The organism is Roseomonas sp. SRI_022 (assembly GCF_057586215.1).
This window is the reverse complement of sequence record NZ_JBYCZL010000043.1, coordinates 1-14582: the sequence shown is the minus strand read 5'-3', so window position 1 is coordinate 14582 and position 14582 is coordinate 1. Positions and strand designations below refer to the sequence as shown.

The window sequence follows — 14582 nt, the reverse complement described above, 5'->3', positions numbered from 1 at the left end:
ATGGCAGGCAATGGCCCCGGCACGCTCTCGACCCATGTGCTCAATACGGCCGAGGGCATTCCGGCCGTCGGCGTGCGGATCGAGTTGTGGCGGCTGGACCCGGAACCGGCGCAGGTGACCGAGACGGTGACCAATGTGGACGGCCGGACGGTGGACCCGCTGCTGCCGCCCGGGGCCTTCCGCGCGGGGCGCCATGAGTTGCGCTTCCATATCGGCGCCTACTTCACCGCGCGCGGCATCGCGCCGGACCCGCTCTTCCTCGATGTGGTGGCGGTGAATTTCGGCCTGGCCGACGGCGTGGGGCACTATCATGTGCCCTTGCTCTGCACGCCGTGGTCCTACAGCACCTATCGCGGATCCTGAATCAGGCGCGCACCAACCCGTTCGTCGGGCTGGCGAGATCGCTGCCTGGGAAGGCACGGGCGACCGCCTGGGCCGGCAGCTTCAGGTGATCGCGCAGCAGCCCCTTGGCCAGGCTGCGGATATCGGTGGTCGGCGCAAGGTCGCGCCCCTGGAACAGAGCGCGCTCCGACAAGCCGGGCCAGTCGCCGCCGACGCGCCCGCCCGCCACCGCGCCGCCGGCCAGGAACGCCACGCCCCCGGTGCCGTGGTCGGTGCCGGCCGTGCCGTTGATGCGCACGGTGCGCCCGAACTCGGTCACCACCAGTACCGCAGTCCGGCGCCAATGCGCGCCGAGCGCTTCCTTCAGCGCGGCCAGCCCGTCATCAAGCTGGGCCAGCGGGCCGTTCAGCCGCGTCAGTTGCTGCGCATGGGTGTCCCAGCCGGTCAGCTCGAAGGCCGCGACGCGCGGCCCATCCGATTGCGCCATCAACCGCCCAGCGGCCATGGCCAGGGCGCGGAACTGCCCGCCCGGTTGCGGCCGGGCCCGGCCATCCTCGCCCAGGGTACTGGTCGCATAGCCACGCCCCCGCAATCCCTCGGCGATGGCAGGCCCCGTCAGCGGATCGGCGGCGTTCAGCTCGGCGATGCGCGCCAGCAGGTCGGGGGAGGGCACGCCGCCGCCGCGTGGCGCATAGGTGCCGATCTGCGTCGGGCCCCGCATCAGCAAAGGCAGGTCGGTGCCCACGGCAAGGCCGTTCGGCTGCGCGCCTGGGCGTGCCGGCACCGCCGACAGGGCGCGGTTCAGCCAGCCGCTCGCCAGGCGCTGGTCGGCGCCCGATTCCAGCAGGTCCTGCGCGTCGAAATGGCTGCGGGTGCGCCAGTTGCCAGCCACGGCATGGACCACCATCGCCTCATTCGCCGTATACATTGCGTGCAGTTGGGGCATGCGCGGATGCAGCCCGAAGCGGCCGCCGAGATCGAGCAATCCCTCCTCCCGGCCCGGTTCGGGCAGGGCGAGGGGGCCGCGCAACTCGCCGAAGCCCGGCTCGCCATAGGCCTGCACGGCGAACAGCCCGTCGAGACCACCGCGCAGCAGGACCACGGCGAGCCGTGCCTCCCCCGGCGCCTGGGCAAAGGCGACGCGCGCGCGCGGCAGGGTGATGGCCGCGCCGAGGCCCAGCAGCAGCGTGCGGCGCCCGAGGGCGGGCAGATGGGCGGTCATCGGCGGTGGAACTCCGGGCTGGCCAGGATCAGTGTCAGCGCTTCCCGCGCCGAACCGGCACGCGCCGCCGCGCGCAAGGTTTCGGGACGGCAGAGCGGGCCGATCACGGTCTCGGCGAGGTCGGCGGCGTCTCGCCCGGCACCGCGTGCGGCAATGCCGTTCGCCCAATCGATCCGGCGGACCATCATCTCCGGCGCGGCCCAGGCGGCGGCGTTGTCCGGGAAGCCGATCGGCGCCGGCGGGTTCCACCAGGGCTGGCCGAGGAACTGCACCACCCCGATGGCGCCTTGCGCGGCGTCCGGCGGTGCCTCGACCGCGCGCAGCACCGCGATGACGTAGTCCTGTGCGTTGCGCAGCTTGCCCAGCGGCGTGTCCCAGGCCTCGGGCAGGCGGATCAGCGCCCGCGCGGCGGCGCCGAGGTCCCCCTGCGTGTCCCGCAGCACGCCGAACACCCGCTGCACGGCAGCCGGCGGCGGGTCGTCGGCGACGAAATGGCGGACCAGCTTGGTGGCGAGGTGGCGATGCGTCGTCTCATGCCGGGCGAGCCAGGTCAGCGCCATCACGCCGCCCTCCTCGCCCTCAGGATAGGTGTGGCCCATCACGGTCTTGGGGCCGGGTTCGTGCGACTGGGCGCGGAAGACGAAGCCGAGGGGCTCCCGCGTTGTCTCGAAGCCCCATCCGGTCAGCACCCGGGCGAAGGAGGTCACGTCCGCCTGGCTGTAGCCGGCAGCGGGGGTGACGGTGTGCAGTTCCAGGATCTCGCGCGCCAGATTCTCGTTCAGGCCGCGCTGCCGGCGCAGCCCAGCCGGGCTGTTCGGCCCGATCGAACCGTTGTTGTCGAGATAGGCGAGCATCGCCGGGTGGCGCGCCATGGCGAGGAGCATGTCCTCGAAACGGCCGGTGACATGGCCACGGATGACCTCCCTGACGTAGAGGCCGGCGTAGTTCGGCACGCGGTTCCGGGCGATGGCGAGGTGATTGGCCCAGAAGGCGACCAGGCGTTCCCGGAAGCCCTGCTGGCCGCCGATCGACAGGGCGATGGCGGCCGCCGCTTCCTCCCGCACGATGCGCGCCTGGTTCGGCCGGGCCATGTTGCCGGCGCGCACATTGGCGGTGTCTTCCCGTATGGCGGCGAAGACCGCGGGCTGCGTCACGGGCAGATCGGCGGGCAACTCCGGGCCGGGCAGGCCGGGGGCGAGTTGCGAGTCGAGCCAAGCGACCGGATCGGCCGGGATCGGATCGTTCGGGCGCCGCCCCTGGGCGAAGCGGATGGCGGCGATGGCAGGCTTGGCGTCCATTGGCGTTATTTTAAGGCAGCACTGCAGCCACGGCACGCAACAAAGCGTGTCGTGTGGGCCGTGCATGGCCGTGGTGGCGTCGATGCGGGGAAGAAACTGTCAGGTGGCGCTTGCAAACCGCGCCCGGACGTCGCAGATAGCCGCACCGACTGATCGGCGTGAACCCTTGGGGGCGGCGCGGAGCGGATGCTCCCGCGCGGGCGCCCATTTCTGCTTAATGGAGGCCCATCGTGGCGCGCACCCCCCTCGACAAGATCCGGAATATCGGGATCACGGCGCATATCGACGCCGGCAAGACCACCACGACCGAGCGCATCCTCTATTACACCGGCAAGTCGCACAAGATCGGCGAAGTGCATGACGGCGCGACCACCACCGACTACATGGAGCAGGAGCGCGAGCGCGGCATCACGATCACCTCCGCGGCCGTGACGGCCGAGTGGAAGGACCACCGCATCAACGTCATCGACACCCCGGGCCACATCGACTTCAACATCGAGGTGAACCGTTCGCTGCGCGTGCTCGACGGTGCGGTGTTCGTGATCGAGGGCGTGGCCGGCGTGCAGCCGCAGTCCGAGACCAACTGGCGCCTGGCCGACCGCTACAACGTTCCCCGCATCATCTATATCAACAAGCTCGACCGCACGGGCGCAGACTTCTTCCGCGCGGCAGACACGCTGACCGAGAAGCTCGGCATCAACTGGGTCGCCCTGCAGATCCCCATCGGGATCGAGGACAACCTCCAGGGCGTCGTCGACCTGGTCGAGATGAAGGCGCTCGTCTGGGAAGGCGACGACCTGGGCGCGAAGTACGACGTCGTCGAGATCCCGGCCGACCTGAAGGACAAGGCCGCGGAATACCGCGAGAAGCTGCTCGACGCCGTGGTCGCAGCCGATGACGAGGCGATGGAGCGGTACCTCGAGGACGGCGACGTCTCGATCGAGTTGCTGAAGCGCGCCATCAAGAAGGGCACGATCTCGGGCGAGTTCCGCCCGGTGGTCTGCGGCTCCTCCTTCAAGAACAAGGGCGTGCAGCCGCTGCTGGATGCCGTGATCGACTACCTGCCGTCCCCCGTGGATATCGAGGGCATCAAGGTCGCCCCCGAGGAAGGCCAGGATGAGAACGCCGAGCGTCGCGTGATCCCGGCCGACGAGAACGCGCCCTTCGCCGGCCTCGCCTTCAAGATCATCAACGACAAGTACGGCAACCTGACCTTCGTGCGCGTGTACCGCGGCGTCCTCAAGCAGGGCGACATGGTGATGAACACGACCAAGGGGAACCGCGAGCGCATCGGCCGCATGTTCCAGATGCACGCCGACAAGCGCGAGGAGATCAAGGAAGTCTCCGCCGGCGACATCGCTGCCTTCGTGGGCCTGAAGGATACCGGCACGGGCGACACCCTGGCCGATTCCTCCGATCCGGTGGTGCTGGAGCGCATGGCCTTCCCGGTCCCGGTCATCGACATCTCGGTCGAGCCGAAGACCAAGGAAGGCATCGAGAAGATGACGATCGGCCTGCAGAAGCTGGCCGGTGAGGACCCGTCCCTGCGCCTGCGCACGGATCAGGAGACGGGCCAGACCATCCTCTCGGGCATGGGCGAGTTGCACCTCGAGATCATCGTGGACCGGCTGAAGCGTGAGTATGGCGTGGACGCCAACATCGGTGCCCCGCAGGTCGCCTATCGCGAGACGATCACGAAGACGCACACCGAGACCTACACCCACAAGAAGCAGTCGGGTGGCTCGGGCCAGTACGCCGAGGTGAAGATCGTCTTCGAGCCGAAGGACCGCAACACAGGCATCGAGTTCGTGAACGGCGTCGTCGGCGGCTCGGTGCCGAAGGAATACATCCCGGCGGTCGACAAGGGCATCAAGATGCAGGCCGACACCGGCGTGCTCGCGGGCTTCCCGACCGTGGATTTCAAGTACTCGCTGATCGACGGCAAGTACCACGACGTCGACTCCTCGGCCCTGGCCTTCGAAATCGCCGCCAAGGCCTGCTTCCGCGAAGGCATGAAGAAGGCCGGCCCGGTCATCCTCGAGCCGATCATGGACGTGGAAGTGACCACCCCGCAGGACCATGTCGGCGACGTCGTCGGCGACCTGAACCGTCGCCGCGGCGTGATCCAGTCGCAGGACATGGCCGGCACCTCGGTCATCGTCCGCGCCCACGTCCCGCTGAAGGAGATGTTCGGCTACATCTCCAACCTGCGCGGCATGACGAAGGGCCGTGCGTCCTTCTCCATGCAGTTCCACCACTACGATCCGGTGCCGCGCAACGTTGCGGACGAGATCATGGCGAAGTCGGCCTGATCAGCCCGGCCTGAAGGGCTTCACGGGACGGCGCGGAGGGGATCCCCTCCGCGCCGTTTTCGTTTCAGGACCGCTTGCCGGGTCCGGCCGCGCCGCCGCATCCTCTCGCTGATCTTCCGGGAGGATCCCTGCCATGCGCTTCGCACCAGCCGTTCTTGCCGTGCCGGCGTCGTGCGTCCCGGCATGACGCACGGCATCGCGAAGCCGCGCCCATGACGCCGCCGCCTGCTGACGAGACGGTCCGCGTGCGTGCTGGCGGTCCCAATCCCGTCGCGCCACCGCCACCGCGCGGCCGCTTCATGCGGCGGCTGCTCCTCGGCGGCAGCGCCGGACTGCTGGCTGCCGGCGCCGCGGCGGTGTTCCTCTGGCCCGATGACGAGCAGCCGTCGGCGCCGCAGCGCCTCGGCCCGCGCCGGCTCGTGCCACCACTGCTGCGCACGATGCTGGGCGGGGAGGGCGTCCTCTACCTCCTGACGCGCCGCAGCGAGCAGGACGAGTCCGACGCACCCGGCAGCCCGGCCCCGCGCGAGCGCATCGAGTTGCTGGCCTTCAACGCTGATAGCCTGGCGCCCCGCTTCGCCGTGCACCTCGCCTCCGTCCCACGCGGTGCGATGCCCGATGCCGGGCTGATCGCCGAGCAGGGGGCGACGATCTGGCTCTGGCTCGGTGGCCTCGGCGCCGTCTCGGCCGTGGATGGTCAGGTCCTGGCGGATACCGAGGGGCTGGCGGAACTCAACCCGGATCTCGCCGCAATCCTCGCCGGCGGCCAGAAGCGGGGCTTCCGCCTGACCGATGCGCTGGTGGTGGAAGGTGGCCCGCCGCCCGGTGCCTGGCGGCTCGACCCGCGCGACTTTCGCGCGGCGCCAGCCAACCTGCCGCCGCCGCGACCGTTGCCGCAGCTCAATCCGGGCGCGCTGCACGGGCAGGGCGGGCCGACCGCCTTCCGCGTCGCGGAGGCACGGCTCGGCGCCGATTGGCTGGGCCTGCCGGCGGAGGATGTGAAGCTCGCCGCCCCCGTCGCGCCGCGCATCCAGGGCCGCTTCCTGCCCACGGTCGCGCCGCCGCCCGGGGTGCTGCAGCAACTCTGGCGCGGCACCGTCCGGCTTGGCTCCGCCGCGCCACCCGGCTGGCCCGCCAACATACCGAACCGCTTTGGGCAGGCGGACCGGCTGATGGACCTCGCGACCGTGCCCGGCCTGAGCGGCCTTGCCCTCGCCGGTTTCCTCACCGCAGGGACTGAGGCAGCGTTGGAACTCGCCGGACCGCCCGGCCTGCTGATCCTGCATGGGGAAGGCGGGCAGCCGCTGGGCCTGATCCGTGTGGCAGCGGATGGCAGGGTCGCCTGGCGCGTGGCCTTGCCGATCGCGCGGCTGCGCAGCGTGCTGCCCGGCCCGCGAACGCTGGTGCTGGCCGGCTGGGCCGGCGCCGCCGAGGATTCCGCCGAACTGCTTGTCGCCGTCGCGATCGAGGATGGCGCCATCCAGGCGCGCCCGCTTACCGCCTGAGGAAATGCGTCCCGACCGCGTCCAGCACCACGACGCCATCGGCCACCCGCCGCGCCGTGTAGCGCAGCTTGGCGATGCCGAGCGGGCGGCCGGAGCGGGAGGGGCGGATCTCCTGGACTTCGACCCGAACGGCGATCTCCTCATCCGGGCGCAGCGGTGCCGGCCAGCGGCTGTCGATCTGGTTGCCCCCGATCGAGATGTCCGCAATCAGTCCGCTGCGCATGACATGGCCGAACACGGCCGACAGCGTGTGCAGCCCGCTGACGACGAGTTCGCCGAACAGGCTCTCGCGCGCCGCGTCCGGATCGAGATGGAAGTACTGCGGGTCATAGCGCGCGGCGAAGGCCACGACCTCCTCGAAGGGCAGGCTGAGCGTGCCGAGGTCCCAGCCCTGGCCGGGCGTGAGGTCATCGAGGGAACGAACGGGATCGATCATCGGGCCGACCCTAAAGCCTTTTGCGATCACGCGGAATCGCCGGCGGCGGACCTTGCGGAAGGGCGGAGGCCTGCCGCAGGCTTCGCGGCCCCGCCGGAGTCCGGAGCCATGCGTTTCCCACCATGCATTTCGAAGGCGGCGCTTGGCCTCGCGCTACTGGCCGCCGGCTGCGTCGCAGCACCGCAACTGCCGCCGACCCCTGCCGGCCGTTACGCAGCGCTGGTCGCCACCGCGGATCAGTCGGCGGGCCAGGTGGTGGACCATCTGGCGCGGCGCGAGCGACAGGAGGAGCAGGAGGCGGGCTCCTTGCGCTTCGCTTCCGGGACCATGCCGAACACACCGCCGCCCACCGCGGCGCCTGCCGCCGGGGCGGTGCTCGACCCCGCCATGAAGCTGATCTTGCTGGAGGCGCAGCGCCTGGCGGCGCTGTCCGCCGGCCAGGCGCCGTCCGAGGGCCAGCAGGGCGCGGCGCTGCTGGCCCGGTTGCGGGACAGCCTCGCCACCCTGCGCGCGATCCCGGGCCGCTGGCCGTCCGAGGCGGTGCGCCGGCGTGGCCTGGACGCCTTCGCCTTGCTCGCCGAACCGGCACCGCCGGGCAGCGACGCGGCTGGCCTCGCCGCCGCGCGGCAGCGTGCGATGGGTGATGCCGCCATGTTGATGCGCGCGGTGGTGGGCGATGACGCGCGGGTCGGGATGCGTGGTGCCCTGGCGCAGCGCCATGAGGCCTGGCGCAGTGCGCAGACCGCGATGCTCAACACCGTGCGCAATGACCGCAACCTCAGCCCGGATCAGCGCATGCAGATCTGGCGCACCGCCCAGGCGCGGCTCGCGGCCGACCCGCCGGATGTGGCGGGCGCGGAGCTGCATCGCCTGATCGGTGCATTGCCGGCAGGGCATGCTGCGGCTGGCGCGGGTGACGCCGCCGGCGTCGAGGCGTTCGCGGGGGAAGTGGCGCGCATGCAGGCGCTGGCGGCCCAGGCGCGGTAGCGGGCCGGCCGCTCGCGAAAAAATCCGGCGCGAGCCGCCGCCGGGTGTCATCCACCTTGGCGGGGCGCCGCGCGCAGTGTAGCCAGCCGGCTCCCAGAACGACCGGAGAGCCGCCCCCATGGCCGCCATCGCCGACATCATCGCCCGCGAGGTCCTCGATTCCCGTGGCAACCCGACCGTCGAGGCCGAGGTGGTGCTCGACAGCGGCGCGCGCGGTCACGCCATCGTGCCCTCCGGCGCCTCGACCGGCGCGCATGAGGCGGTGGAACTGCGCGACGGCGACAAGTCCCGCTATGGCGGCAAGGGCGTGCTGAAGGCGGTCGGCAATGTCGAGGGCGAGATCTTCGACGCGATCTCCGGCATGGACGTCTTCGATCAGGTCAGGATCGACGAGACCATGATCGAGCTGGACGGCACGCCGAACAAGGCGCGGCTCGGCGCCAATGCGATGCTCGCCGTGTCGCTGGCGGTGGCCAAGGCGGCGGCGGCCGATCTCGGCATTCCGCTGTACCGCCATGTCGGCGGCGTCTTCGCCCGCACCCTGCCGGTGCCGATGATGAACATCATCAATGGCGGCAAGCACGCGGACAACCCGATCGACATCCAGGAATTCATGATCATGCCGGTCGGCGCCGGCACGATGGCCGACGCCGTGCGCATCGGCTCCGAGGTGTTCATGGCGCTGAAGAAGGCGCTGCACGACGTCGCCCATTCGACCAATGTCGGCGATGAGGGCGGCTTCGCCCCCAACATCGGTTCGGCTGACGAGGCGCTGGGCTTCATCGCCAAGGCCTGCGAGGCCGCCGGCCATCGTGTGGGCGACGATGTCGTCTTCGCGCTCGACTGCGCGGCGACCGAGTTCTTCCATGGCGGCGCCTACAAGCTGGAAGGCGAGGGCAAGACCCTCGACGCCGCCGGCATGGTCGACTACCTGGCGGCGCTCTGCGCCAAGTGGCCGATCGTCTCCATCGAGGACGGCATGTCCGAGGATGACTGGGCGGGCTGGAAGGCGCTGACGGACCGGCTGGGCGCCAAGGTGCAACTGGTCGGCGACGACCTGTTCGTCACAAACCCCGAGCGCCTGCGCCTGGGCATCGAGCGGCAGACCGCCAATGCTATCCTGGTGAAGGTCAACCAGATCGGCACGCTGACCGAGACGCTGGAGGCGGTCGAGACCGCCCATCGTGCCGGCTATCGCGCGGTGATGTCGCATCGTTCCGGCGAGACCGAGGACGCGACCATCGCCGATCTCGCGGTCGCGACGAATTGCGGGCAGATCAAGACCGGTTCGCTGTCGCGGTCCGACCGGCTGGCGAAGTACAACCAGCTCATCCGCATCGAGCAGGGTCTTGACGGCGCGGCGCGCTATGCCGGGCGGGGCGTGCTGCGGCGCTGATCGCGCCCACTGAGTCCCTTTTGTCGCGGCGCCCGCAGAAAATTTGGGCGCCGCGATGATTTCCTGGACGAAGCGCGTGACACGGATTCGCGCTGGTGTTTAGAATCGCCGTGTCGCCAAACGTCAGGTGTGTGCGTTGCGCTTTCTCAGGCGAGTCATTCAGGCCATCGCGATGCCGTGCCTCTTCGTGGCCTTGTCGGGCTATTTCGCCTGGCATGCGATGCATGGCGACCGCGGGCTGATCGCGCGCGAGCAGCGGCTGGCGGACATTGCGGCCGCGCGGTCGGAACTGGCGCGCGCCGAAGCCGATCGCGACGCCATGGAACGCCGCGTCACCGGCCTGCGCAGCGACCGGGTGGATCGCGACCAACTCGACGAACGCGCCCGCGCGCTGCTGAACATGGTCGGGCGCGACGAGATCGTCGTGCCCTATGCGCCGGAGCGGCGCCTCTATTGATCCTCGGGCCGCGCATGTGCGGTGCGCCAGATCACGTCAGGCCGCTTGCGCCGCGCTGATCCACGGGACGATCCTGCCGCGAAACGCGGAGGCCGCCATGATCCGACGCTCGATGCTCGCTGCCCTGGCCCTGATGCCCCTGGCGTGGCCGGCCATCGCCCAGCCAGCGCCTGGCCGCATCGCGCTGACCGCGCCGCCAGTCGCCGTCACCGTCTATCCCGAACAGGCCACCGTCACGCGTCGCGGCGCGGCGGAACTGCCGGCCGGCGATAGCGTCCTGGTGCTGTCGGGCGTGCCCGCCGGCGTGTTGAGGGACAGCGTGACGGCGCGCGGTCAAGCCACCGGCGCGGTGTCCATCGGTGCGGTCGAGCTGCGCCAAGCGAGCTTCGACCGTCGTGATGTCGACGCCCGCCGCGCCGGGCTGGAAGCGCGGTTGCGGGAGATCGAGGACGCCATCGCTGCGCTCGACGTGCGGATCTCGGCACAGGCGGCGCAGTTGCGCCTGATCGAACGACTGGCCGGAGGCTTCGTCACCGCACAACGCCAGCCGACGCCGCCGAATGAGCCGCCGCCGCGCCTTTCGGCCGATCCCGCCGCCTGGCGCGCTGCCTGGGATGCCGTGCGTGACGGCACGGCCGAAGCCGCCGAGGCGACGCGGCGCCTGCAACTCGAACGCCGCACCGCGGAACAGGGGCGGGAGGCATTGAAGGCCGAACTCGCCACCTTGGGTGGACCACCCCCGGGAGCGCTGGAGATCGCCGTCAGCGTCCAGGCGTCGGCGCCGACGCGCCTTGACCTTGAGATCACCTACCAGATCGGCGGCGCCCGCTGGCTGCCCGTCTATGAGGTCCGGCTCGACAGCCAGGCCGCGCGCGTCGCCCTGCGGCAGGAAGCGATCGTCGCCCAGACGAGTGGCGAGGACTGGACCGATGTGGCCTTGACCCTGTCGACCGCCCGGCCGGCGGAAGGCACCGCGGCGCCGAGCCTGTCGCCCTGGCGCATCGCCCTGGTCGATCCGGCGCGGCTGGAGCGTGAACGCCTGGCACGCGACAGCGTGGTCGGCGGTGTCGCCACCCGCGGCGCGGTTCCCGCGCCTGCATCGGCGCCGCAGCCGCTCGTCGAACAGCAAGCGCCCCGGCAGCAGGCGCAGGCGGTGGCTGCCACGGTGCAGGCGGCGGGCTTCGCGGTGGAATACGTGATCCCCGGCCGTGCGACGGTGCGCGCCGACGGGTCCGAACGCCGCGTGCGCATCGCCGACCTGGCGGCGGACGCCACCGTCTCGGCCTTCGCCGTGCCACGGCTGGCGCCGCGGGCCTTCCTGCGGGCGCGTTTCGCCCATGCCTCTGCCGCGCCGACCCTGCCCGGGGTCGCGTCGTTGCATCTCGATGGCGTCTTCGTCGGCCGCACCTCCCTGCCGCTGCTGCGCGCGGGGGAGGAGATCTCGCTTGCCTTCGGCGCCGATGACCGCATTCGCGTTGCCTATGAACCCCAGGCGCGGCGCCGCGCCCAGGAGGGCAGCCTGCTGACCGGCCGCACCAGCACCGAGAATTTCGAGGCGCTGATCACGCTGCGCAGCTTCCATGCGCGGCCGATCGAGGTCACGATACAGGATCAGCTACCCGTGTCCTCCGACGCGGATCTGACGGTCGCGATGCAGGCCGACCCGGCGCCGAGCGCGCGCGATGTTGATGACCGCCCAGGCGTGGTCGCCTGGACCATGACGCTGGCCCCGCAGCAGGAGCGCCGCATCCGCTTCGGCTATACGGTGACGGCACCGCGCGACCGGCAGGTGCAGGGCCTTCCGGGGCGCTGATCCCGGCGCAGATCATGGCACATGAGACACTTAACCAAATTTCGGTTAAGTGTCTTATTGCATTGCAATAGAAGGATTTTCGGCGGCCCCGGCTTGCGAATTTCGCTGTCTGGCGCCTAATAGGCGGCAGACAGCCTTCCCGAGGGAGACGCCGCATGGCCCAGGCCACGGAGACCACCACCAAGCGCCGCGGGAAGGGGAAGGAGCCGCCGATAGCGCGGGCGGATCTTCTCAGGGCCTATCGCGACATGCTGCTGATCCGGCGCTTCGAGGAGAAGGCCGGCCAGCTCTACGGCATGGGCCTGATCGGCGGCTTCTGCCACCTCTACATCGGCCAGGAAGCGGTCGTGGTCGGCATGCAGATGTGCCTCAAGGAGGGTGACCAGGTCATCACCTCCTATCGCGACCACGGGCACATGCTCGCCACCGGGATGGAAGCGCGCGGCGTCATGGCGGAGCTGACCGGGCGCATCGGCGGCTACTCCAAGGGCAAGGGCGGGAGCATGCACATGTTCTCCCGCGAGAAGGGCTTCTACGGGGGCCACGGCATCGTCGGCGCGCAGGTGTCGCTCGGCGCTGGCCTCGCCTTTGCCAACTGGTACCGCCAGGACGGCCGCGTGGCCGTGGCCTATTTCGGGGAAGGCGCATCGAACCAGGGGCAGGTCTATGAGAGCCTGAACCTGTCGGCGCTGTTCAAGCTGCCCTGCATCTTCATCATCGAGAACAACAAATACGGCATGGGCACCTCGGTCGAGCGTGCCTCGGCCTCGCGCGACCTGTCGCAGAACGGCGCGGCCTGGGGCATTCCGGGCGAGCAGGTGAACGGCATGGACGTGATCGCCGTGCGCGAGGCCGGCGAGCGCGCCGTTGCCCACTGCCGCGCCGGCAAGGGCCCGTACCTGCTGGAGATGAAGACCTACCGCTATCGCGGCCATTCCATGTCCGACCCCGCCAAGTACCGCACGCGGGAGGAAGTGCAGAAGATGCGCGAGACCTCCGACTGCATCGAGACGGCGCGCAAGCTGCTGGTCGATCATTTCGCCGCGACCGAGGCCGAGTTGAAGGTCATCGACGACGAGGTGAAGGCCATCGTCCAGGACAGCGCGGATTTCGCGCAGGAAAGCCCGGAGCCGCCCGAGAGCGAGCTGTGGACCGACATTCTGGTGGAGGCGCAGTGACATGGGTGCGGTGATCCTCATGCCGGCGCTCTCGCCGACCATGACCGAAGGCAAGCTGGCGCGCTGGCTGAAGAATGTCGGTGACAAGGTGAAGTCCGGCGACGTCATCGCCGAGATCGAGACCGACAAGGCGACGATGGAGGTCGAGGCGGTCGACGAAGGCACCATCACCAACATCGTGGTGCCCGAGGGCACCGAAGGTGTCGCGGTGAACAGCCCGATCGCGGAACTTGATGGCGGCGCCGGGGGGGCCGCGCAGACCATGCACGGCATCACCAACAAGAATCCGCGTGAGAATGAGATGATGATTGCCGAGAGCGGCACCAAGCAGCGTTCCGAGGTGACCGTTCCCGCCGAGCCGCGCGCCCCCGAGGCCGAGAAGGATTGGGGCCCGACGACGACCATCACGGTGCGCGAGGCGCTGCGCGATGCCATGGCCGTCGAGATGCGCGCCGACAAGGACGTGTTCCTGATCGGCGAGGAGGTCGCGCAGTACCAAGGTGCCTACAAGATCAGCCAGGGCCTGCTGGACGAATTCGGCCCGCGCCGCGTGATGGACATGCCGATCACCGAGCATGGCTTCACCGGCATGGCGGTGGGCGCGGCCTTCACGGGCCTGAAGCCGATCGTCGAGTTCATGACCTTCAACTTCTCGATGCAGGCGATCGACCAGATCATCAATTCGGCGGCCAAGACGCTCTACATGTCGGGTGGCCAACTCGGCTGCCAGATCGTCTTCCGCGGGGCCAATGGCGCGGCGTCGCGCGTCGCCGCGCAGCATTCGCAGTGCTATGCGTCCTGGTACGCGCATTGCCCTGGGCTGAAGGTGGTCGCGCCCTGGTCGGCCGCCGATGCGAAGGGCCTGCTGCGAGCCGCGATCCGCGATCCGAACCCGGTCATCTTCCTCGAGAACGAGATCATGTACGGGCATTCCTTCGAATGCCCGACCGCCGAGGATTTCGTCCTGCCGATCGGTAAGGCGAAGGTCGAGCGGCAGGGGACGGATGTCACCATCGTCGCCTTCTCGATCATGGTCGGCCTCGCCATGCAGGCGGCGGAGAAGCTCGCCGAGCAGGGCATCAGCGCGGAGGTCATCAACCTGCGCTCGCTGCGGCCGCTGGATACCGCGACCATTGCCAATTCGGTGCGCAAGACCAACCGCCTGGTGACGCTCGAGGAAGGCTGGCCCTATGCCGGCATCGGCGCCGAGGTGGCGATGCAGATCATGGAGACCTGCTTCGATCACCTCGACGCGCCGCCGGTGCGCGTGCATGGGCTCGACGTCCCGATGCCTTATGCCTCGAACCTTGAGAAGCTCGCGCTGCCCCGCCTCGAACAGGTGGTCGATGCGGCGAAAAGCGTGACCTACAAGTAAGGCGCGGGGGAACGATCCATGGCCACGAATATCCTGATGCCGGCGCTGTCCCCGACCATGACGGAGGGCAATCTCGCGCGCTGGCTGAAGAAGGAAGGCGACCGCATCAAGGCGGGCGACGTCATCGCCGAGATCGAGACCGACAAGGCGACGATGGAGGTCGAGGCCGTGGACGAGGGCATCCTCGGCAAGATCGTCGTGCCCGACGGCGCCCAGGGCGTGAAGGTGAACGACGTGATCGCGGTGCTGGTCGAGGCCGGG

Annotated in this window: 13 protein-coding genes; 10 read left to right on the top strand and 3 right to left on the bottom strand. The window is 69.8% G+C overall.

All coding sequences use genetic code 11. From position 1 onward, the window contains the following. Window positions 1–363: a hydroxyisourate hydrolase gene (uraH, locus tag AC2YHJ_RS26325; RefSeq protein ID WP_487399160.1), complete on the top strand. Its 363-nt coding sequence runs from the start codon at window positions 1–3 to the stop codon at window positions 361–363. Window position 364: 1 nt separating this feature from the next. Here the strand turns inward: uraH and AC2YHJ_RS26320 are convergent, their stop codons facing one another. Both AC2YHJ_RS26320 and AC2YHJ_RS26315 read right to left on the bottom strand, forming a co-directional pair. Beyond that, window positions 365–1564: a DUF1501 domain-containing protein gene (locus AC2YHJ_RS26320; protein WP_487399159.1), complete on the bottom strand. Its 1200-nt coding sequence runs from the start codon at window positions 1562–1564 to the stop codon at window positions 365–367. Then, complete coding sequence (locus AC2YHJ_RS26315) at window positions 1561–2862, bottom strand: DUF1800 domain-containing protein (protein ID WP_487399158.1); 1302 nt, start codon at window positions 2860–2862, stop codon at window positions 1561–1563. The genes AC2YHJ_RS26320 and AC2YHJ_RS26315 overlap by 4 nt, the downstream gene beginning before the upstream one ends. 230 nt (window positions 2863–3092) lie before the next feature. Between AC2YHJ_RS26315 and fusA the strand changes: the two genes are divergently transcribed. Both fusA and AC2YHJ_RS26305 read left to right on the top strand, forming a co-directional pair. Next, window positions 3093–5174: an elongation factor G gene (gene fusA / locus AC2YHJ_RS26310; RefSeq protein WP_487399157.1), complete on the top strand. Its 2082-nt coding sequence runs from the start codon at window positions 3093–3095 to the stop codon at window positions 5172–5174. Window positions 5175–5386: 212 nt separating this feature from the next. Beyond that, entirely contained in the window at window positions 5387–6679 is a 1293-nt protein-coding gene (locus AC2YHJ_RS26305) for a hypothetical protein (RefSeq protein ID WP_487399156.1), read from the top strand. Here AC2YHJ_RS26305 and AC2YHJ_RS26300 read toward each other — a convergent pair. After that, window positions 6669–7115, bottom strand: a complete 447-nt coding sequence (locus tag AC2YHJ_RS26300) for a MaoC/PaaZ C-terminal domain-containing protein (RefSeq protein WP_487399155.1) — start codon at window positions 7113–7115, stop codon at window positions 6669–6671. The genes AC2YHJ_RS26305 and AC2YHJ_RS26300 overlap by 11 nt on opposite strands. Before the next feature lie 108 nt (window positions 7116–7223). Here AC2YHJ_RS26300 and AC2YHJ_RS26295 point away from each other — a divergent pair, with 108 nt between their 5' ends. The 7 genes from AC2YHJ_RS26295 to AC2YHJ_RS26265 form a co-directional block, all read left to right on the top strand. Further along, window positions 7224–8102, top strand: coding sequence for a hypothetical protein (locus AC2YHJ_RS26295; protein WP_487399154.1), 879 nt, complete (start codon window positions 7224–7226; stop codon window positions 8100–8102). A gap of 118 nt (window positions 8103–8220) precedes the next feature. Then, window positions 8221–9498: a phosphopyruvate hydratase gene (eno, locus tag AC2YHJ_RS26290; protein ID WP_487399153.1), complete on the top strand. Its 1278-nt coding sequence runs from the start codon at window positions 8221–8223 to the stop codon at window positions 9496–9498. 172 nt (window positions 9499–9670) lie between these two features. Then, on the top strand, window positions 9671–9955 hold the full coding sequence (locus tag AC2YHJ_RS26285) for an FtsB family cell division protein (protein WP_487399152.1): 285 nt from the start codon (window positions 9671–9673) through the stop codon (window positions 9953–9955). Between the two features lie 97 nt (window positions 9956–10052). Beyond that, entirely contained in the window at window positions 10053–11768 is a 1716-nt protein-coding gene (locus tag AC2YHJ_RS26280; RefSeq protein WP_487399151.1) for a mucoidy inhibitor MuiA family protein, read from the top strand. Between the two features lie 155 nt (window positions 11769–11923). Next, window positions 11924–12946 (top strand): pyruvate dehydrogenase (acetyl-transferring) E1 component subunit alpha, encoded by a 1023-nt coding sequence (gene pdhA, locus AC2YHJ_RS26275; RefSeq protein ID WP_487399150.1) that lies wholly within the window; start codon window positions 11924–11926, stop codon window positions 12944–12946. A gap of 1 nt (window position 12947) precedes the next feature. After that, window positions 12948–14321, top strand: a complete 1374-nt coding sequence (locus AC2YHJ_RS26270) for a pyruvate dehydrogenase complex E1 component subunit beta (protein ID WP_487399149.1) — start codon at window positions 12948–12950, stop codon at window positions 14319–14321. An 18-nt stretch (window positions 14322–14339) separates the two neighbouring features. After that, a partial coding sequence (locus AC2YHJ_RS26265) for a biotin/lipoyl-containing protein (RefSeq protein WP_487399148.1) occupies window positions 14340–14582 on the top strand: 243 nt, incomplete at its 3' end.

Bases quoted from the DNA above. Each gene is read 5' to 3' on its own strand.
- uraH (WP_487399160.1), top strand. From the start codon at position 1: ATGGCAGGCAATGGCCCCGGCACGCTCTCGACCCATGTGCTCAATACG.
- AC2YHJ_RS26320 (WP_487399159.1), bottom strand. From the start codon at position 1,564: ATGACCGCCCATCTGCCCGCCCTCGGGCGCCGCACGCTGCTGCTGGGC.
- AC2YHJ_RS26315 (WP_487399158.1), bottom strand. From the start codon at position 2,862: ATGGACGCCAAGCCTGCCATCGCCGCCATCCGCTTCGCCCAGGGGCGG.
- AC2YHJ_RS26305 (WP_487399156.1), top strand. From the start codon at position 5,387: ATGACGCCGCCGCCTGCTGACGAGACGGTCCGCGTGCGTGCTGGCGGT.
- AC2YHJ_RS26300 (WP_487399155.1), bottom strand. From the start codon at position 7,115: ATGATCGATCCCGTTCGTTCCCTCGATGACCTCACGCCCGGCCAGGGC.
- AC2YHJ_RS26295 (WP_487399154.1), top strand. From the start codon at position 7,224: ATGCGTTTCCCACCATGCATTTCGAAGGCGGCGCTTGGCCTCGCGCTA.
- eno (WP_487399153.1), top strand. From the start codon at position 8,221: ATGGCCGCCATCGCCGACATCATCGCCCGCGAGGTCCTCGATTCCCGT.
- AC2YHJ_RS26285 (WP_487399152.1), top strand. From the start codon at position 9,671: ATGCCGTGCCTCTTCGTGGCCTTGTCGGGCTATTTCGCCTGGCATGCG.
- AC2YHJ_RS26280 (WP_487399151.1), top strand. From the start codon at position 10,053: ATGATCCGACGCTCGATGCTCGCTGCCCTGGCCCTGATGCCCCTGGCG.
- pdhA (WP_487399150.1), top strand. From the start codon at position 11,924: ATGGCCCAGGCCACGGAGACCACCACCAAGCGCCGCGGGAAGGGGAAG.
- AC2YHJ_RS26270 (WP_487399149.1), top strand. From the start codon at position 12,948: ATGGGTGCGGTGATCCTCATGCCGGCGCTCTCGCCGACCATGACCGAA.